2 protein-coding genes and 2 pseudogenes are annotated in these 21,743 nt (G+C 73.1%); 3 read left to right on the plus strand and 1 reads right to left on the minus strand.

Annotation, left to right across the window (positions count from 1 at the left end; genetic code table 11):
• Positions 1–18: 18 nt before the first annotated feature.
• Positions 19–1,674, minus strand: coding sequence for a flavin monoamine oxidase family protein (locus tag BMY97_RS04930; protein WP_091613187.1), 1,656 nt, complete (start codon positions 1,672–1,674; stop codon positions 19–21).
• A gap of 266 nt (positions 1,675–1,940) precedes the next feature.
• Between BMY97_RS04930 and BMY97_RS47725 the strand changes: the two genes are divergently transcribed.
• The 3 genes and pseudogenes from BMY97_RS47725 to BMY97_RS49505 all read left to right on the plus strand — a co-directional run.
• The gene (locus tag BMY97_RS47725; RefSeq protein ID WP_218156697.1) at positions 1,941–18,218 is read left to right on the plus strand and encodes a type I polyketide synthase; all 16,278 of its coding nucleotides are present in this window, start codon (positions 1,941–1,943) and stop codon (positions 18,216–18,218) included.
• A 102-nt stretch (positions 18,219–18,320) separates the two neighbouring features.
• Positions 18,321–21,239: pseudogene (locus BMY97_RS49500) on the plus strand (type I polyketide synthase); the annotation flags it as partial.
• Positions 21,240–21,422: 183 nt separating this feature from the next.
• A pseudogene (locus BMY97_RS49505) lies at positions 21,423–21,743 on the plus strand (polyketide synthase dehydratase domain-containing protein); the annotation flags it as partial.

Here is a 21,743-nt window from a genome sequence, read left to right on the forward strand (position 1 = left end):
GTCCCTTTCGGACTGTCCTCAGAAGGGCAGGTCCACCGGGGCGAGTTCGTCGAAGCGGTCGCCGGGGCCGGGGTTCTCCGGGGCGGTCGCGCCGCCGAGGTGGTCGAGCACTCCCCAGACGGCGTTCAACGCGGTGGTCACGGCGCCCTCGGCGAACCCCGCGGTCCACGAAACATCGTCGCCGCAAAGGAAGAAGCCGCGCCGCGCGTCGGGTTCCCCGCGCTGCATGAACTGGGTGAACAGGCGCCGCTGATAGCGGTAGTGGCCCGGCAGGCTGGCGCGGAACGCCCCCATGAAGTGGGGCTCGCGCTCCCAGGTGACGGTGATCGGGTCGCCGATCACGTGCGAGGCGATGTCGACGTCCGGGTAGATGGCCTTGAGCTGGCGCAGGACGACGGCGAGGCGCTGGCCGTCGTCGAGGGTGAGCATCTTCGAGGAGTCGTCGTTCCAGCTGTAGGACAGGCACATCACGCCCGGCCGGTCGGGTCCGTCGTCGAACAGGTACACCCCGCGCGGGCTGCGGTCGGTGAGGGTCATGCCCATCACGTCGCGGCCCGTGCGCGGGTCGGTGTCCCGCCAGAACGGCCGGTCGGTCAGCACGAACAGCTTGGAGGAGTTCATGTAGTGGGTGCGCTCGACCGCGGTCCACTGTGGAACGCTGAGCAGCTCCGGCGCGCAGTCGATCCGGCCGAGCAGCGTCCACACGTGCGGGGTGAACACGGCGGCGGCGAAGTCCTGCCGCGCGCCCGAACTGTCCTCGACGGTGATGGCCTCGCCGGTGCGGCTCAGCCGGGTCACCGACGGGCGGGGGCGGCCCGAGTTGAGCGACGAGAGGGAGGTGCCGGCGGGCCAGTGCGCCAGGCGCCCGGGCGTGCGGGTCCACAGCCCGGCCGGGACCTGCCGGGCGCCGCCGACGATGCTGACCTGGTCGTCGTCGGCGTGGGTGTAGATGACCCGCAGGATCTCCAGGATCGAGTTCGGGAAGTCGGTGTCCCAGCCGCCGGTGCCGAAGCCGACCTGGCCGAAGATCTCCCGGGTGCGGAAGGACTCGAAGGCCGAGGACGCCGCCAGGAAGCCGTAGAACGACTGATCGTCCATTTCGGTCACCAGCCGGTTCCAGATGGACTTGATCGCCGGGACGTCGCGCCGCCGGATGGCGTCCTCCATCGAGGACAGTTCCGCGCGGTCCTGCAGCGCCTTGTCCCAGGCGTCGGCGACCGCCTGGTAGTCGGTGGGCAGCTCGTCGGCGGTCCGGACGCGGTGGACGACTCCGCCGAGGTCGAGCACCGTGCTCGGCGTGCAGGCCGAGAGCGGATTGGGAAACGGGCGGGTGGCCAGGCCGAGCAGGCCGATGTAGTGGAACAGGGTGCTCGCCGAGGGTGGAAAACGCATCGCGCCCAGCTCCGCCAGTGAATCCGGGTGGTCGGCGAAGGCGATCGAGCGCATGCGCCCGCCGAGTTCGCCGGCCTCGTAGAGCACCGGCCGCAGCCCGAGTCTCATGAGCTCGTACGCGGCGACGAGGCCGGAGACCCCGCCGCCGACCACGGCCACCGGGGTGCCGAGGCGGTGCTCCGGCAGCCGGCCCAGACCGGCCGGGTGGCTCAGCCAGTCGTCGTAGGCGAAGGGGAAGTCCGGGCCGAACATGGTCATGGGGTGCTGACTGGCCAAGGTCATAGCGGGGTGCCCCTCCGGAGAGAACGCGGCCGGCGACTACTCGGCATGGCGCGGGCCGGCCTCTTGCGCCGGCGTTCCATGCCGCGGCCTGGTGTCGCCGAAGCGTCCCCCAGCCGTTCGCGGGAAAACACCAGTTCTGGCGGCGGTGACCGGATGGCGTGCGGAAACCGGTGCGTCCTCTAGGAAAAAGTACAGGGTGCGGACTTCTACGATCGGGGCCGAAGGCAGTTGGCGGACCAGGGTGCAAAGGTTGGTGGCGCGGCGATATGACGAGCGAAGCCTGCAACGTGTCCTCGGCCGGCGAGGGTGACGGCGGTGCTCCCGAAGCGTGGCGCGAGCTGTCGGGCTCGCGCGGTGAAGCCGTCCGGAAGCTGCTGGCGATGGTCCAACGGTTCGCGGCCACAGCGCTGGGCGTCGAACGCGCCGAGGTCGAAGATCCGCTCCGCCGCTTCGCCGACCTCGGCCTGAACTCGCTGGCGGCGGTCGAGCTGCATCGCCTGGTCCAAGCCGAACTCGGGATTTCCTTTCCGCTCACCGACATCTACGACCATCCCACGGCGAGCAGCCTCGCCCACGGCCTCGCTGCGCACCTCTTCGGCGAAGAACCGGCCGCGCAGGTCGTCGCCGGGGGAGCCGAGGCCACCGACGCCGGCGACCCGGTGGTGATCGTCGGCACCGCCTGCCGCGCCCCCGGCGGGGTGTCCTCCCCGGAAGAGCTGTGGCAGCTTCTCGTCGAGGGCAAGGACGCTATCGGGGGCTTCCCCGAGGACCGCGGCTGGGACATCGAGGGCTCCTACGACCCCGACCCGGACCGGCCCGGGCGGACGTACTCCCGGTTCGGCGGCTTCCTCGAGGGCGCGACGGAATTCGACGCGGACTTCTTCGGGATCTCCCCGCGTGAGGCCGCCGCGATGGATCCCCAGCAGCGCCTGCTGATGGAACTGGCGTGGGAGCTGTTCGAACGGTCCGGCATCGATCCGCAGTCGGTCGCCGGCAGCTCCACCGGGGTGTTCATCGGCGCGGAGAACCACGAGTACGGGCCGGGCATGCAGGACGCGCGTGACGGCGCGGAGGGTCACCTGATCACGGGGACCGCGGGCAGCATCGCGTCCGGGCGGATCGCTTACGAGTTCGGCCTGCACGGACCCGCCCTCACGATCGACACGGCCTGCTCCGCGTCGCTGGTGGCGCTGCACGTCGCCGCCCAGGCCCTCCGGCGGGGCGACTGCGACCAGGCGATCGTCGGCGGGGTCGCGGTGATGGCCACCCCCGGTTCGTTCATGGCGTTCAGCCGGGTCCGTGGTCTCGCCGAAGACGGGCGCTGCAAGGCTTTCGGCGCGGGTGCCGACGGCACGGGCTGGGGCGAGGGCGTCGGCATGCTGCTCGTGGAGCGCCTTTCCACGGCCAAAGCGCGCGGACACCGGGTCCTGGCGGTGCTCCGGGGTTCCGCGGTGAACTCCGACGGTGCCAGCGCCGGCCTGACCGCCCCGAACGGGCTGGCCCAGCAGCGGGTCATCCGCCAGGCGCTGGCCGACGCCGGCCTTCAACCGTCCGATGTGGACGCCGTCGAGGCGCACGGCACCGGCACCGCACTCGGCGACCCGATCGAAGGCGCCGCGCTCCAGGCCGTCTACGGCGCCGGGCGGGAGGCCGGGCAACCACTGCTGCTGGGGTCGGTCAAGTCCAATATCGGCCATGCCCAGGCCGCGGCCGGGGTGCTCGGCGTGATCAAGATGGTCTCGGCGATGGGCGCGGGGGTGCTGCCCCGGACGCTGCACGCGGATCCGGCCACCCCGCACGTCGACTGGTCCGCGGGAACGCTGGAACTCCTTACCCGGCAGCGGGAATGGCCCGACCGTGGCGAGCCTCGGCGGTGCGCGGTCTCGTCGTTCGGCTTCAGCGGCACCAACGCCCACGTTCTCCTGGAGCAGGCTCCCGAAGCCGGCGCGCCGGTTGACGTCGCGGACCCGGGAGGCCCGACGCCACTCGTGCTTTCCGCTCGCAGCCTGCCCGCCTTGCGCGCCCAGGCCGCTTCGCTGCGAGACGTGGTGCGGTCCGGCGCCCGGCCGTTGGACCTCGCGTTCTCCTCGGCGTGGAGCCGAGCGGCGCTGCCGCACCGGGCCGTGGTCGTGGACGCCGGCCTCGCCGGCCTCGACGCGCTGGCCGAGGGCGAACGGCACCAGACGGTCCACGAGGGAACCGCCCAGCACGGGCGGCTCGCGTTCGTCTTCCCCGGCCAAGGCGCGCAGCGGCTCGGCATGGGCCGTGGGCTGCACGCGCGGTTCCCGGCGTTCGCCAAGGCTTTCGACGACGCGTGTGCCGAGGTGGACCTGCATCTCGACCGCCCGCTGAAGTCCGTGGTGTTCGCCGAGCCCGATTCGGCCGAAGCCGCGCTGCTGGTCGAGACGGCGTACACCCAGCCGGCCCTGTTCGTCTTCCAGGTTGCGCTGTTCCGCCTGCTGGAGTCGTGGGGCGTGCGGCCGGACGTCGTCACCGGTCATTCGATCGGCGAGGTCGCCGCGGCGCACGTGGCCGGGATCTGGTCACTGCCGGACGCCGCCGCCTTCGCCGCCCATCGCGGCCGTCTCATGCAGGACCTGCCCGCAGGTGGCGCGATGGTCGCCGTCCGGGCGAGCGAAGACCGGGTCCGCGAGCTGCTTTCCGAGCACCCTGGCGAGGTCTGCGTCGCCGCGGTCAACGGCCCGGAGGCGGTGGTCCTTTCCGGACCTGAGGCCGGTGTGCGGGTGCTGTCCGCGGAGCTGTCCGGGCAGGGGATCAAGTGCACGCCGCTGCGGGTGAGCCACGCCTTCCACTCTTCGCTGATGGAGCCCGCGCTGGACGATCTGCGCTGGGTCGCCGACGTGCTCACCTACCGGAAGCCGAAGCTGCCGGTGGTGTCCACTGTGACCGGTGAGCTGAGTTCCGCCCAGGGCTTCGGCTCGCCCGATTACTGGGTGCGCCAGGTCCACGAGCCGGTCCGCTTCGCCGACGCGGTCGCGACGCTGGGTGCCGAAGGCGTCACCTCGGTACTCGAACTCGGGGCCGGCGCCGTGCTGTCCGGAATGGTCGCGGAGATCCTGGCGGACGGGGACACCTTCGCGGCGCCGGCACTGCGCGTCGACGAGGACGAGGCCGCCTCGGTCGTCGCCACCATGGCCGCCCTGCACGTCCGCGCCGCCGGACCGGACTGGTCACTGTTCTTCGCCGGCCGGGGCGCCCGCCGCATCGACCTGCCGACGTATGCCTTCCAGCGCAGCCGCTTCTGGACCGGCAGCGGGGCCGGGCGAGTGAAGTCCACTTTGGACCACCCGGTTCTGGACACGGCCTTCGAACTGGCCGCGACCGGCGAGACGCTGTTCACCGGCCGGGTTTCCCGGCGCACCCACGCCTGGCTCGGCGATCACCGCGTGCGCGGCCGGGTCCTCGTCCCGGGCACGGCGCTGGTGGAACTGGCGATCCGCGCCGGGGACGAGGTCGGCTGCGACCGCGTGGCCGAGCTGGTCCTGGAGGCCCCGCTGGTGGTCGGCGAGCACGACGACGTCCAGGTGCAGGTCACGGTCGGCGCGCTCGACGAGGCCGGCACCCGGGCGGTCACCCTCCACGCGCGGAAGGACGCGATGGCGTCCTGGACCCGTCACGCCGCCGGGCTCCTCGCCTCGGGCACGCCCGCGTTCGAGTTCGAAGGCGCCTGGCCGCCGGGCGGGGCGTCGGCCGTCGACCTGTCCGGGTGTTACGAAAGCCTGGTGCAGGCCGGTTTCGAGTACGGTCCGGCGTTCCAGGGGCTCACCGCGGCGTGGCGGCGGGGTGAGGAGGTCTTCGCCGAGGTCCGGCTGCCCGATTCCGGCTCGCCCGAGACCTTCGGGCTGCACCCGGCGCTGCTGGACGCGGCCCTGCACGCACCGGCGCTGAGCGGTCCGGCCGGGACCGTGCCGTTTTCCTGGACCGACGTCACCCTGCACGCCACCGGCGCGTCGGCGCTGCGGGTGTGCGTGAGCCCCGCCGGTGACGACGCCGTGCGGATCCTGGCGACCGATCCCGCCGGTGCCCCGGTGTTCTCGGCGGAGTCGCTGGTCCTGCGGCCGCCGTCGTTCGCCGCTGACGACGAGGGCGCCTTCGAGCACCTCTGGCGCCTGGACTGGACTCCGCTGCCGGTCGACCTGGACGCGCAGGACTGTTTCACCGTGCTCGGCGCCGACCCCCAGGACGTGGCGAACGGCCTGCTGGAGGCCGCGAACTCGGTGGAGTGCCACCCGAATCCCTGTGCGGACGGCGCGACGGTTTTCGTCCTGCCCGTCGACGGGACGAGCGGCTACCGCGCCGCGCTCACGGAGACCCTTTCGACGGTGCGCGAGTGGCTGGCGGATAGCCGGTTCGACGACACCCGCCTGGTCGTCGTCACTCGGGGCGCGGTGCAGTCCGCCGGTGAGCCGGTCACGGACCCGGCCGCCGCGCCGGTGTGGGGCCTGATCAGGTCGGCGCAGGCGGAGAACCCGGGCCGGCTCGTCCTCGTCGACTTCGACGCCGAGGCCCCGGTGCCGGCTTCGGCCGCCGCACTCGCCGGGCTGCTGGCCTCCGGCGAACCGCAGGCGGTCGTCCGCGGCGGCGAGGTCCGCGTCGCCCGGCTCTCCCACCTCACCGGCTCCAGCGACGCGGGTCTGCTGCCGCCGGGTGGAACCACGTGGCGGTTGGACAGCCCGCGCCGGGGAAGCCTGGACGAGCTGACCCTGGCGCCGATGGCCGTCACGCCGCCTTCCGGCCGGGAAGTGCGCTTGCGGGTCGGCGCGGCCGGGATGAACTTCCGCGACGTGCTCAACGCGCTCGGCATGTATCCGGGCGAGGCCGGTCCGCTCGGCGCGGAAGCGGCCGGCGTGGTCGTCGAGACCGGACCGGAGGTGCGTGCGCTCCGGCCGGGCGACCGGGTGATGGGCATGGTCGACGGCGGTTTCGGCCCCGCTGCCGTGGTCGACGAGCGCTTCCTGGTCCCCGTGCCCGCGCAGTGGTCCGAAGTGGACGCCGCGGCGGTCCCGCTGGTCTTCCTGACCGCCTGCTACGCGTTGAGCGACCTCGCCGGGCTCCGGCCCGGTGAGTCCGTGCTGATCCACGCCGGGGCGGGCGGCGTCGGCATGGCCGCGATCCAGTACGCGCGGCACCTCGGCGCCGAGGTCTTCGCGACGGCCAGTGAAGGCAAGTGGGACACGCTCCGGGCGCTCGGCGTCGCGGAAGACCACCTCGCGTCCTCCCGGACGACCGACTTCGAACAGCGCTTCCTGGACGTGACCGGCGGCCGCGGCGTCGACGTGGTCCTGAACTCGCTCGCGGGCGAGTTCGTGGACGCCTCCCTGCGCACCCTCGCCCCCGGCGGCCGGTTCCTCGAAATGGGCAAGACCGACATCCGCGAGCCGGCCGGGGTCGCCTACCGGGCGTTCGACCTGTCCGAGGCCGGTCCGGACCGGATCCAGGAAATGCTGGCCACGCTGGTGGAGCTGTTCGCCGCCGGGGTCCTGTCGCCGCTGCCGGTCAGGTCCTGGGACGTGCGGCGCGCCCCCGAGGCGTTCCGGTACATGAGCCAGGCCCGGCACGTCGGCAAGCTCGTGCTGCGGATCCCGGGCGACTGGGACCCCGAGGGCACGGTCCTGGTCACCGGGGGCACCGGTGGTCTCGGCCGGCTGCTCGCGCGTCATCTGGTGACCGAGCGAGGCGTCCGGCACCTGGTGCTGGCGAGCCGGCGCGGCCCGGAAGCCGAAGGCGTGCAAGAACTTCTGGCCGAACTCGGCGAGTCGGGCGCCCGGGTCGAGGCGGTCGCCTGCGACCTGGCCGATCGCGGCGCGGTGGCGGATCTGCTGGCGGCCCTGCCCGACGCGCACGCGCTGACCGCCGTGATCCACGCGGCGGGGGTCGTCGACGACGGCATGCTGGACTCGCTCACCCCGGACCGCCTCGACACGGTGCTGGCCCCGAAGCTCGACGCCGCCTGGCACCTGCACGAGCTCACCGCGGACCGGGACCTCGCCGCGTTCATGCTGTTCTCCTCGGTCGCGGGCTCGCTCGGCAGCGCCGGGCAGGGCAACTACGCGGCCGCGAACGCCGGGCTGGACGCCCTCGCCCAGCACCGCCGCGACCTCGGCCTCCCGGCGACCGCGGTGGCCTGGAGTGCTTGGGCGCCGGGCAGCGGGATGACCGCGGCGCTGACCGAAGCCGACCTCGCGCGCATGGCGCGTGAAGGCCTGCCCGTGCTCACGGAGGAGCGGGCCCTGTCCTTGTTCGACGCCGCGCTCGGCTCGGCCGCCCCGGTGATCGTGGCGGCGACCGTGGACCTGTCGCGGCAGCGTGACGAGGTGCCGCACGTGTTCCGCGGGCTCGTCCGGGCCCCGGTCCGTCGTTCGGCCGCCGCGAGCGCCGCCGGTGCGGCACCCCTGGCCGCCCGTCTTCGCGGACTGTCCGAAGAGGACCGTGAACGCACTCTCGTCGAGCTGGTCCAGGCCGAGGCCGCCGGCGTGCTGGGGCACGGACGGGCCGCGGAGGTCGAACCGGGCCGGGCGTTCAAGGAGCTGGGCTTCGACTCGCTGACCTCGGTGGAACTGCGGAACAAACTCACGGCGGCGACCGGCTTCCGGCTCACGCCGACCGCGGTCTTCAGCCATCCGACCCCGTCGGCGCTGGCCGCGCACCTGCTCGCCGAGCTGGTCCTGGACGACGGGCCGGCCGAGCCCGCCGCCGCCCCGGCCGGCCCTGTGGACACTGTGGACACTGTGGACACTGTGGACCCGATCGTCATCGTCGGGATGAGCTGCCGTTATCCCGGCGCGGTGCGGTCGCCGGACGAGCTGTGGGAACTCGTCTCCTCGGGCCGTGACGCGATCGGCGGCTTCCCGGCCGATCGGGGCTGGGACCTCGACGGCCTCTACGACCCGGACGGCCTGCGCCCCGGCACCTCGAGCACCCGCTCGGGCGGATTCCTGGCCGACGCGGCCGATTTCGACGCCGGGTTCTTCCGGATGAGCCCCCGCGAGGCGCTGGCCGCCGACCCGCAGCAGCGGATCCTGCTGGAGGTGTCCTGGGAGGCGTTCGAGGCGGCGGGCATCGTGCCCGGATCGCTCGCCGGCACGCCCACCGGGGTGTTCGTCGGGGCGTCGAGCAGCGATTACGCGTCGCTGCTGTCCGAGGCCAGCCGCTCGGAAGGCTTTGTGCTGACCGGGAACACCAGCAGCGTGATGTCCGGCCGGATCTCCTACACCTTCGGCCTCGAAGGCCCCTCACTGACCGTCGACACCGCGTGCTCGTCTTCGCTGGTGGCCCTGCACATGGCCGCGCAGGCCCTGCGGCTGGGGGAGTGCTCGCTCGCGCTGGCCGGCGGGGTGGCCGTGCTGTCGGAGCCGTCGATGTTCGTCGAGTTCAGCAAGCAGGGCGGCCTGGCCGCGGACGGCCGGTGCAAGTCCTTCTCCGAGGACGCCGACGGCACCAGCTGGGCCGAGGGCGCCGGGATGCTCGTGCTGGAGCGGCTTTCCGACGCCCGGCGCCACGGCCACCGGATCCTCGCGACACTCCGCGGCAGCGCGGTGAACTCCGACGGCACGTCGAACGGGCTCACCGCCCCGAACGGCTCTTCGCAGCAGCGGGTGATCCTCGCCGCGCTGGAGGGCGCGGGCCTGTCACCGTCCGAAGTGGACGTCGTCGAGGCACACGGCACCGGGACCGCGCTGGGCGACCCGATCGAGGCGGAGGCACTGCTCGCCACCTACGGACAGGACCGGGACCACCCGTTGTGGCTCGGGTCGATCAAGTCCAACTTCGGGCACGCGCAGGCGGCGGGCGGGGTCGCGGGCGTGATCAAGATGATCATGGCGATGCGGCACGGCCGGCTCCCGCGCAGCCTGAACGTCGGCACTCCCTCGTCCCAGGTGGACTGGTCGGCCGGCTCGGTCGCCCTGCTCGCCGAGCCGGTGGCCTGGCCGGGCGGCGGTCCCCGCCGGGCCGGGATCTCGTCGTTCGGGATCAGCGGCACCAACGCCCACGTGATCGTGGAGGAACCGCCCGAGCGCGAGCGGGTGCCGGCCGAACCGCGGCAGGTGCCGTGGCTGGTGTCGGCCAAGACCGAGGGCGCGCTGGCGGCCCAGATCGACCGGCTCACCTCGTTCGCCGAGGCCAATCCGGAGCTGACCGCGCTGGACATCGGCTACTCGCTGGTGACCAACCGGTCCGCCTTCGGGCATCGGGCGGCCTTGTTGCCGGGGCGCGACGGTGTACGCGAGATCGCCCGAGGGGTCGCCGGCGGCGGTCCGCTGGCGGTGCTGTTCACCGGCCAGGGGTCGCAGCGGCTCGGCATGGGCCGGGAACTCCACGCGCGGTTCCCCGCGTTCGCCGAGGCCTTCGACGCGATCGCGGCGCACGTCGACGCCGGAGTGGACCGCCCGCTGCGCGACGTCCTGTGGGGTGGGGAAAAGGACCTGCTCGATCAGACGGGATGGGCCCAGCCCGCGCTCTTCGCGGTCGAGGTCGCGTTGTTCCGCCTCCTGGAGTCTTTCGGTGTGCGGCCCGGTTTCGTCGCCGGCCACTCGGTCGGCGAGGTCGCCGCGGCGCACGTGGCCGGGGTCCTGTCGCCGGCCGATGCGGTGCGGCTGGTGGTGGCCCGGGGCCGGTTGATGCAGGCGTTGCCGGGCTCGGGCTTGATGGTCTCGGTGCAGGCGGCCGAAGCCGAGGTCCGGCCGTTGCTGGCCGGCCACGAGGCCACGGTCTCGATCGCGGCGGTCAACGGCCCGGACGCCGTGGTGATCTCCGGCGCGGAAGACGCCGTGTCGGTGATCGCGGCCGCCTTCGACGCCCGGGGCCGCAAAACCACACGGCTGCCGGTGTCGCACGCCTTCCACTCACCGCTGATGGCACCGATGCTCGCCGAGTTCCGGGGGGTGGTCGAGGGACTCGACCTGCGTCCGCCCGTGCTTCCGGTGGTGTCGACGGTGACCGGCGCGCTCGCCGGCGCCGAACTCCTCCGTTCGCCGGACTACTGGGTCCGGCACGCGGCCGACACCGTGCGCTTCGCCGACGCCGTGGCGGCGTTGCGTGACGCGGGCGCGGCCGGCTTCCTCGAAGTGGGCCCGGACGGCGCGCTGTCCGCCATGGCCAGGCAAAACCTGCCGGCCGACGCGGTGGTGATCCCGGCGCTGCGCCGCGACCGCGGTGAGGAGGCCTCGGTCGTCGCGGCGCTCGCCGGCCTGCACGTGCTGGGCGCGCGGGTGGACTGGCCGGGGTTCTTCGCCGGCTCGGGCGCCCACTGCGTGGATCTGCCGACCTATGCGTTCCAGCGCGAGCGGTTCTGGCCCGAAGCCGGCATCGGTGGTGACACCACGGACTCCGGGACCGACGACCGGTTCTGGGCCACGGTGGAGGGCTCGGACCTCGGCACGCTGGCCGGCGACCTCGGGGTCGCCGGGACGGCGCTGGAGGAGGTGGTGCCGGCGTTGTCGGCCTGGCGCCGCAAGCGCCGGGAGAAGTCCAAGATGGACTCGTTGCGGTACCGGGAAAGCTGGCTGCCGCTGGAGGAAGCGCCGGCACCGGTGCCGCTGGGCCCGTGGCTCGTGGTGGTGCCGCGGGCGCTCGCCGAGGACGCTTGGGCCGCGTCGGTGGTCGAAGCGATGGGCCCGGCGGTGGTCCGGCTCGACGTCGGCGGTACCGAGCGAGCCGACCTGACCGAGCAACTGCGGGCTTCGATTCCCGACGGCCTGGCCGGAGTGGTGTCACTGCTCGCTTTCGCCGAGTCCGCCGCGGCCGCGACCACCGGGCTGCTGCAGGCACTGGGCGACGCCGGGGTCACTGCCCCGGTCTGGGCCGTGACGCGCGGCGCGGTCACCACCGGTCGCGCCGATCCGCTCCGCGCCGTCTCGCAGGCCGGTGTCTGGGGCCTGGGCCGCGTGGCCGCGTTGGAGCATCCGCGGTCCTGGGGTGGCCTGATCGATCTTCCCGAGGTGCTCGACGAGCGCGCGTCACGACGGTTCGCCGCGGTCCTCTGGCACGCGGACACCGCCGAGGACCAGATTGCCGTCCGGGCTTCGGGGGTGTTCGGCCGCCGTCTGGTGCCCGCCCCCGCCACGGCCGAGGCGACGGCCTGGAGCCCGGCCGGGACGGTGCTGATCACCGGCGGTTCCGGCGCGCTGGCGGCTCATGTCGCCCGGGATCTGGCGGCGAAGGGTGCTCCGCATCTGGTGCTGGCGAGTCGCCGTGGGGCGGACGCGCCAGGGGCACAAGACTTACGTGACGAGCTGACGGCCCTGGGCGCCCGGGTCACTGTGGCTGCTTGTGATGTCTCGGACCGTGACGCTGTTCGGGAGCTGTTGGCGGGGCTTCCGGGCGAGCTTCCGTTGACCGCGGTGGTGCACACCGCCGGTGTCCTTGACGACGGTGTGCTCGACGGGCTGACTCCGGATCGGTTCGAGGCGGTGTTCCGGGCGAAGGTCACCTCGGCGCTGGTCCTCGACGAGCTGACCCGCGACCTCGAACTCCAGGTGTTCGCGCTGTTCTCGTCCATCGCCGGTTCGGTGGGCAGCCCCGGGCAGGGCAACTACGCGGCGGCGAACGCGGTCCTGGACGCGATCGCCGAACGCCGTCGCGCCGACGGGCTCGTGGCCACCTCGATCGCTTGGGCCGCGTGGGCCGGTGGCGGCATGGCCGACGAGGCACGGGTGGAGGAACGTTCCCGGCGGCTGGGCGGCGCCCTGCTCGAACCGGGGCCGGCGGCGGCCGCGCTCGGCCGGGTCGTCACCGCATCGGCGGCGACGGCGGTGATCGCCGATCTGCGTGATCCGATGCTGCTGACCGCGTTGCTGGGCTTACGGCCGGGCCGGTTGCTCTCGGAGCTGCCCGAAGCCCGCCGTGTGCTCGAGGCGGACGAGCAGGCACCGGGCTCGGCGGGGGCGCAGCTGCGCGAACGGCTGGCGGAACTGCCCGAAGCCGACCGGGCCGGAACGCTCCTGGAGCTCGTCCGCACCCACGCCGCGGCCGTGCTCGGTCACGGCTCCGCGGCCGCCGTCGGGGCCGGCACGGCGTTCCGGGATCTCGGCTTCGACTCCCTGACCGCGGTCGAAGCGGCCAACCGGCTGGCCGGTGTCACGGGCCTGGCGCTGACGTCCACAGTGGTCTTCGACTATCCGACACCGGCGGAGCTGGCCGGGCACCTCCTGCGGGAGCTGCTGGGTGAGGCCCGGCGGACCCACACCGAGGTCCGGACGCCGCCGGTCGTGGACGAGCCGATCGCGATCGTCGGCATGGGCTGCCGGTTCCCCGGGAACGTGCGTTCGCCGGAGGACCTCTGGCAGCTGGTCGACGAGGGCTGCGACGCGATGTCGGCCTTCCCGGCGGACCGGGGCTGGGACCTGGCCGCGCTGGCCGGCGAGGGCCGCGGTACCAGCGTGACCGGTCACGGCGGTTTCCTCGACGACGTCTCGGAATTCGACGCCGGGTTCTTCGGCATCTCGCCGCGTGAGGCGCTGGCGATGGACCCGCAGCAGCGGGTGCTGCTGGAGACTTCGTGGGAGGCCGTCGAACGCGCGGGGATCGACCCGGCCGGCCTGCGGGGGACGTCCACCGGGGTGTTCGTCGGCACCAACGGGCAGGACTACGCGAGCCTGGTGGAGAACTCACCCGAGGACGTGGAAGGCCATGCCACCACGGGTCTGGCGGCGAGTGTGGTGTCGGGCCGGATTTCTTACACGTTCGGTTTTGAGGGTCCGGCGGTCACGGTGGACACGGCGTGCTCGTCGTCGCTGGTGGCGTTGCATTGGGCCGCGCAGGCGCTCAGGTCCGGTGAATGCTCGCTGGCGTTGGCCGGTGGCGTGACGGTGATGTCCACCGCGACGGGTTTCGCCGGGTTCAGCCGTCAGGGCGGGTTGGCTCCGGACGGTCGTTGCAAGGCGTTCTCGAACGACGCGGATGGGACCGGGTGGGCCGAAGGCGTGGGTGTCCTGGTCGTCGAGCGGCTGTCCGATGCGGAGCGCAACGGGCACCGGGTGCTGGCGGTCGTGCGGGGTTCGGCGGTGAACCAGGATGGTGCGTCGAACGGGTTGACGGCGCCGAACGGTCCGGCGCAGCAGCGGGTGATCCGGCAGGCGCTGGCCGGGGCTGGACTGTCTGCTTCGGATGTTGACGCGGTGGAGGCGCATGGGACCGGGACAGTGCTGGGTGATCCGATTGAGGCGCAGGCGATTCTGGCCACGTACGGTCAGGATCGGGAGATTCCGTTGTGGTTGGGCGGGATCAAGTCGAACATCGGCCATACTCAGGCTGCCGCTGGGGTGGCGGGTGTGATCAAGATGGTGATGGCGATCCGGCGCGGGGTGTTGCCGGAGACGTTGCATGTGAGCGAGCCGTCGTCGCATGTGGACTGGTCGGCTGGTGCGGTGTCGTTGTTGACGAAGCAGACTGCGTGGCCGGAGGTGGATCGTCCGCGCCGGGCGGGGGTGTCGTCGTTCGGGCTCAGCGGGACCAACGCACACGTGATCCTGGAGCAGGCCCCGCCGAGTGCGGCGGAGGTCGAGGACTCCGGCCGGGCGGACGTGGTGCCGTGGCTGCTGTCGGCGAAGTCGGAGGCGGCGCTGAGCGAGCAGATCACGCGGCTGCGGGAATTCGCCCGGCTCAACCCCGGCGTTCCCGCGGCCGATGTGGGCCGTTCGCTGGTCACCGGCCGCGCGCTGTTCGACCACCGCGCGGTGGTGCTGACCGGAGTGGACGGTGAGCCGGCGGTGATCACGGGACTGGCCGCGCACCGTTCGGTGGCCGTGGTGTTCTCCGGCCAGGGCAGCCAGCGGCTCGGGATGGGGCGCGAGCTGTACGACCACTTCGCCGCGTTCGCGGACGCCTTCGACACCGTGGCCGCCGAGCTGGAACGGGGCCTGGACCGTCCCCTGCGCGAGATCGTCTGGGGCACCGACGCCGAGGCGCTCGACCAGACCGGTTACGCCCAGCCCGCGTTGTTCGCGATCGAGGTGGCGCTGTTCCGGCTGGTGGAGTCGCTGGGGGTGCGGGTTTCCCGGGTGGCGGGCCACTCGATCGGCGAGATCGCGGCGGCGCACGTCGCCGGGGTCCTATCGCTGGCCGACGCCTGCGCCCTGGTGACGGCCCGGGCGCGGTTGATGCAGGCGCTGCCGGCCGGTGCGGGCGCGATGGTCTCCGTCCGCGCGGCCGAGGCCGAGGTGCTGCCGCTGCTGGCCGGCCACGAAGCCGCATTGTCGATCGCCGCGGTGAACGGCCCGGAGGCGGTGGTGCTCGCGGGCACCGAAGAAGCGGTGTCGGGTGTGACCGCGCAGCTGGAGGACCTGGGCCGCAAGACCAAACGGCTGGCGGTGTCGCATGCTTTCCACTCGCCGTTGATGGAGCCGATGCTGGCCGAGTTCGCCGAGGCGATCGCCGGCCTGACCTTCGGGGAACCCCGGATCGCGGTGGTTTCCGGGGTGACCGGCAAGCTCGCCGGCGCCCGGGAACTGGCTTCGCCCGGCTACTGGGTGCGGCAGGTGCGCGATGCGGTCCGGTTCGCCGACGGCGTGCAGGCACTGGTCGGCTCGGGCTCAGACACTGCGGGCTCGAATGTCATTGTCGAACTCGGTCCCGGCGGGGTGCTCGCCGGGATGGCGCTCGACCTCGTGGATCCGGCCGAAGTGACGGTGATTTCCGCGCTGCGCCGGGACCGTGGTGAAAAGGAGGCGCTGCTCGGCGCGCTGGCCCGGTTGCACGTCAGCGGGGCCGGCGTCGAATGGACCTCGTTGTTCGCCGGGGCGGAGGCGAATATCAGCCTGCCGACCTATCCGTTCCAGCGCGAGCGCTACTGGCCGGCCCCGGCGGCCTCCGCTGCCGGTGACGCCGCGTCGGTCGGCCTCACGTCCGTCGGCCACCCGCTGCTGGATGGCTTCGTCGCGCTGGCCGACGACGCGGGCGTGGTGTTCACCAGCCGCCTGTCGACGCGGACCCACCCGTGGCTCGCCGACCACGTGGTGCTGGGCAAGACTTTGCTGCCCGGCACGGCCTTCGCCGAGCTGGCGATCCGGGCGGGCGACGAGGTCGGCTGCACGCGGATCGACGAGCTGACACTCGAATCGCCGCTGGTCTTCTCCGGTCAGGGTGCCGTGCAGGTGCGCGTTTCGGTGGGCGCTCCCACCGACACGGGCAGCCGCGTGATCCTGATCGACTCCCGTCCGGCCGGCGCCGACGACGCGTCCTGGCTGCGGCACGCCTCGGGCAGCCTCTCCCGAGGGGTGGCCGCTCTGCCTGCAGAGAGCGCGGTCTGGCCCCCGGCCGGGGCGGAACCGGTCCTCGTGGAGGGCTGCTACGAGGACTTCGCCGGCCTCGGCTTCGACTACGGACCGGCTTTCCAGGGGCTGCGGGCGATGTGGCGCCGCGACGACGAGATCTTCGCCGAAGTGAGCCTGCCGGACCACGTTCTGGCCGACGCCGGCGCGTTCGGGCTCCACCCGGCGCTGCTCGACGCCGCGTTGCACCCCTGGCTGGTCCCGGCCGCAGGGCGTGACGGCACCGGTGCGGTCCCGTTCTCGTGGGAGGGCGTCTCGCTCCACGCGGCGGGCGCCGCTTCGCTGCGGGTGCGGCTGGTGCCGACCGGCGAAGAGACGATGTCGATCACGATCACCGATCCCGCCGGGCTTCCGGTGGCCACCGTCGAGTCGCTGGTCTCGCGGGCCTTCTCCGGAGCGCAGCTGCGGGCGGCCGACGCGGTCGCCGGGGACGCACTGTTCGGAGTGGACTGGACGCCGGTGGCGGCCGAGTCCGCGGGGCCGAAGTCCGTGGCCCTGCTGGGCGAGGATCCGTTCGGCGTCGCGCGCGCTTGCGATGTCACCGTGAGCGAAGATTTCGGTGCGCTGGAAGAGGTTCCGGACGTTGTCCTGATCTGCCTCGCCGGCGGCCGCGATCGACCGGTGGACTCCGCGCACGCGCTGAGCACCCGCACCCTCGAACTGCTGCAGGGCTGGCTCGCCGAAGAACGGTCGTCGCGGCTGGTGTTCCTCACCCGCGGCGCGACGAGCGGCGAAGACCTTCCGGCGTCGGCGGCGTGGGGGCTCGTGGGCACCGCGCAGTCGGAACACCCGGGCCGCTTCGGGCTGGTGGACCTCGACCCACGCGAAGACCTCGGGCCGGCCGCGCTGAGCACGGCGTTGGCGATGCCCGAAGAGCCGCAGCTCGCGATCCGCGGTGGCGAGGTTTCGGCCGCCCGCCTGGCCCGGCGGTCGCCGGCCCCGGGCCCGCTCGGCTGGGCCCCCGAAGGAACCGTGCTGATCACCGGCGGCACCGGCGGGCTCGGCCGGCTGCTGGCCCGGCACCTGGTGACCGAGCACGACGTACGGCGGCTGGTGCTGGCCAGCCGGTCCGGGCCGGCTTCGCCGGACGCGGAGAAGTTCGTGGCGGAACTGGCCGAGCTGGGCGCCGACGCGTCGGTGGCCGCCTGCGACGTCGCGGATCTCGACGCGGTGCGCGCCCTGGTCGGCGCCATCCCCGCCGACCACCCGCTCACCGCCGTCGTGCACACCGCCGGGGTGCTCGACGACGGGGTGATCGGCGCGCTGACCCCCGGGCGGATGGCGGCCGTCCTCCGCCCGAAGGCCGACGCGGCCTGGAACCTCCACGAGGTCACCCGGGAGCTCGACCTCGCCGCCTTCGTGCTGTACTCCTCGGTCGCCGGCGTGCTGGGCAGCCCGGGACAGGGCAACTACGCGGCGGCGAACACGCTCCTGGATTCCCTTGCCCGGCAACGCAAGCGCGAAGGACTGCCGGCCGTTTCCCTGGCGTGGGGGCCGTGGGCGCAGGAGAGCGGCATGACCGCGGCCCTGTCCGGCACCGATCTGGCCCGGCTGGACCGGGACGGGGTGGCCGCGCTGCCCGCCGAGCAGGGGCTGGCGCTGTTCGACCTCGCGATCGGCTCCGGCGAACCCCTGGTCGTGGCGGCCACCATCGACACCGCGGCGCTGCGGGCCCAGCGTGTGGTGCCGTCGATGCTGCGGGGCCTGGTCCCGGCCGTACGCCGTGCCGCGGTTCAGACGGGCGAGCCGGCGGCGCAGCGGGTCGCCGGTCTTCGGGGCGAAGAGCGGGCGCGGTTCGTGCTGGACCTCGTGCGCACCGAGGTGGCCGCGGTGCTGGGCCACTCCTCGCCGGCCACCATCGGCGCCACGCGGGACTTCCGGGACCTGGGCTTCGACTCGCTGACCTCGGTCGAGCTGCGCAACCAGCTGAACGCTGCCACCGGGTTGCGGCTGCCCTCGACCCTGGTGTTCGACTACCCGTCGCCCGAGGCGGTCGCCGGGTACCTCTCGGCGCGGCTGCCCGAGGACGGGGCCCGCCCGCCGGGTTCGGCGCTCGAAGAGCTGGGCCGGCTCGAGGTGGCCCTGAAATCGGACGACGCCGAGCACGAAGCGGTCGCGAAACGGCTCGAAGAGATCATCGCCCGGCTGCGGCGCCCCGCGGCGTCGCCGGCCGGGAATCCCCAGGCGCCCAAGGAAGACATCGCTTCGGCGTCTCTCGATCAGCTGCTCGGGATCATCGACGAAGAATTCGGCTGAGGTCAGGGCCGTACACACCCTGCCGTTCACCCCCTGCCGCGACTACGACGTGATGAGGACAAGCCAGTGGAAGACCAGCAGGACAAGATCGTCGAGTATCTGCGACGCGTGACCGCTGATCTTCGCGGCGCGCGCGAGCGGGTCCACGAACTCGAGTCGCGGGCCCACGAGCCGATCGCCATCGTCGGGATGAGCTGCCGGTACCCGGGCGGGGTCGGCTCGCCGGAGGACCTGTGGCGGGCCGCGGCCGAGGGCGTCGACGCGATCTCGGACTTCCCGGCCAACCGCGGCTGGGACGTCGGGAGCGTTTACCACCCGGACCCCGAGCACCCTGGCACGTCCTACACCCGCTCCGGCGGATTCCTGCACGGCGCGGGGGAGTTCGACCCGGAGTTCTTCGGCATCTCCCCGCGCGAGGCACTGGCGACGGACGCGCAGCAGCGGCTCCTGCTGGAGATCTCGTGGGAGGCGATCGAACGGGCCGGCATCGACCCGGTGACGTTGCGGGGCAGCCGGACCGGCGTGTTCGCGGGGGTCATGTACAGCGACTACGGCACCGCGCTCAAGGGCCTGGAGTTCGACGGCTTCCGGGGCAACGGCAGCGCGCCGAGCATCGCTTCGGGTCGCGTGGCCTACACGCTCGGCCTCGAAGGCCCGGTTGTCACTGTGGACACCGCCTGCTCGTCTTCGCTGGTCACGATGCACCTGGCCGCTCAGGCGCTGCGCGGCGGTGAGTGCTCGCTGGCGCTGGCGGGCGGCGTCGCGGTGATGTCGACGCCGGAAATGTTCGTCGAGTTCTCGCGGCAGCGGGGCCTCGCGGCCGACGGCCGGTGCAAGTCCTTTTCGGACGACGCGGACGGCGTGGGCTGGTCCGAAGGCGTCGGGATGCTGGTCCTGGAACTGCTTTCCGACGCCCGGCGCCACGGGCACCAGGTGCTCGGGGTGGTGCGGGGCAGCGCGGTGAACTCCGACGGCGCGTCGAACGGGCTGACCGCGCCGAACGGGCCGTCCCAGCAGCGGGTGATCCGGGCCGCGCTGGCCGACGCCGGACTGTCCGCAAGGGACGTCGACGTGGTCGAGGCGCACGGCACCGGCACCCGCCTCGGCGACCCCATCGAGGCCCAGGCCCTGCTCGCGACCTATGGGCAGGATCGCGAACGGCCGCTGCTGCTGGGCTCGCTGAAGTCGAACTTCGGCCACACCCAGGCCGCCGCCGGCGTGGCCGGCGTGATCAAGATGGTGCTCGCGATGCGAGAGGGCGTGGTGCCGAAGACGCTGCACGTGGGCACCCCGTCCACACAGGTCGACTGGGCCGAAGGCGCGGTCGAGCTGGTCACCGAGCCGGTCGCCTGGCCGGCGGTGGACCGCCCGCGCCGGGCGGGGGTTTCCTCGTTCGGGGTCAGCGGCACGAACGCCCACGTGATCGTGGAACAGGCCCCGGCCGCCGTGCCCGCGGAGGCCGAACCGGTGGTGGCCCCGGCGGTGGTGCCCTGGCTGGTCTCCGGCCGGTCGGCGGCGGCGCTGGACGCCCAGCTGGCCACCATGAAGTCCTTTGCGGACAGTCACCCGGACCGTTCTTCGCTGGACATCGGCTATTCGCTGGCCACAACTCGTTCGACCTTCGAGCACCGGGCGGTCCTGCTCGGCGACGAGGTCGTCCGGGGGGTGGCCGAAGAGCGCTCGCTCGCGGTGCTGTTCCCGGGGCAGGGCAGCCAGCGGGCCGGGATGGGCCGGGAGCTGTCCACGCAGTCCGCAGTCTTCGCCGAAGCGCTCGACGAGATCTTCGCGGCGTTCGAGGGCCTGCTCGACCGTCCGCTGCGCGAGGTCATGTGGGGCGAGGACGAGGACGCGGTCACCCAGACCGAGTTCGCCCAGCCCGCGTTGTTCGCCATCGAGGTGGCGCTGTTCCGCTTGGCGCGGTCGTGGGGCATCGAGCCCGCCTACGTCGGGGGCCATTCGATCGGTGAGGTCGCCGCCGCCCACGTGGCCGGGGTGTTCTCCCTGCCGGACGCGTGCGCGCTGGTCGCGGCGCGGGCCCGCTTGATGCAGGCGGCCGCGGGCGGGGTGATGGTGTCGCTGCGGGCGAGCGAGGACGAAGTCACCCCGCTGCTCGGCGAAGACGTCTCGATCGCGGGGATCAACGGCCCGGACGCGGTGGTGGTCTCGGGCACCGCCGAAGCCGTCGGGCGGGTGGCCGCGGTCTTCGAGGCGCAGGGCCGCAAGACCAAGCGGCTCGCGACTTCGCATGCGTTCCACTCGCCGCTGATGGACCCGCTGCTCGGCGAATTCGGCCGGGCGATCGAAAACCTGACCTTCGAGGCCCCGCGGATCCCGGTGGTCTCGAACCTCACCGGCGAGATCGCCGACGACGCGCTGCGCACGCCCGGGTACTGGGTGCGCCATGTGCGGGAAGCCGTCCGGTTCGCCGACGGGATCCGGACGCTGCGCGCCGCGGGTGTCAACGGCTTCGTGGAGCTGGGTCCCGGCGGGGTGCTGTCGGCGATGACGCTTGAGGTCTTGGCCGACGAGACGGCGGAAGTCGTGGCGGTTCCGTTGCTGCGCAAGGATCTCCCGGAAGGCGAAGCGGTGCTCACGGCGTTCGCCCGGCTGCACGTCGCCGGGGCCGAGGTGGCCTGGAAGCCGTTCTTCGCCGGGACCGGGGCCCGCCGGATCGACCTGCCGACCTACGCCTTCCAGCACGAACACCTCTGGCCGGCGGCTTCGGCGGACCCGGGCGACGTGACCGCGGCCGGTCTGGTGGCCGCCGCGCATCCTCTGCTGGGCGCGGCGGTCGCGCTGGCCGGCACCGAGGGCGAGCTGTTCACCGGCCGGCTGTCCGTGGCGACCCACCCCTGGCTCGCCGATCACGCGGTCGGCGACACCGTGCTGTTCCCCGGCACCGGATTCCTGGAGCTGGCGATCCGCGCGGGGGACCAGGCCGGCTGCGACCGCGTCGAAGAGCTGACCCTGGCCGCGCCGCTGGTGCTCGGCCCGGAAGACGCTGTGGTGCTCCAGGTTTCCCTCGGCGGTCCGGACGACTCCGGACGGCGGGCGATCACCGTCCACACCCGCCCCGCCGCCGTCCCCGGCGCGCCGTGGACCCGGCACGCGACGGGCACCCTGATCGCGAGCCCGCCGGTTGCCGGGCCCGGCACCGCGGCCTGGCCGCCCGAGCACGCGACCCCGGTCGGGCTGGACGGTTTCTACCAGGCCGCCGGTGAGTCGGGATTCGCGTACGGCCCCGTGTTCCGTGGCCTGCGGGCGGCGTGGCGCGCGGGCGACGAGGTCTTCGCCGAAATCGAACTGCCCGACGAGGCCGGCGGCGGCGACCGGTTCGGCCTGCACCCGGCCCTGCTCGACGCCGCCTTGCACGCCACGGCTTTCGCGGGACTCGGCAGCACGGACGAACGGCTGCTTCCGTTCTCCTGGAACGGTGTTTCACTGCACGCCGAGGGCGCCGAGCACCTCCGCGTCCGGCTGGGCAAGACCGCCGACGACACCATCACGCTGGCCGCCTTCGACGTC

This window comes from Amycolatopsis saalfeldensis (genome assembly GCF_900110575.1).
GTDB lineage: Bacteria > Actinomycetota > Actinomycetes > Mycobacteriales > Pseudonocardiaceae > Amycolatopsis > Amycolatopsis saalfeldensis.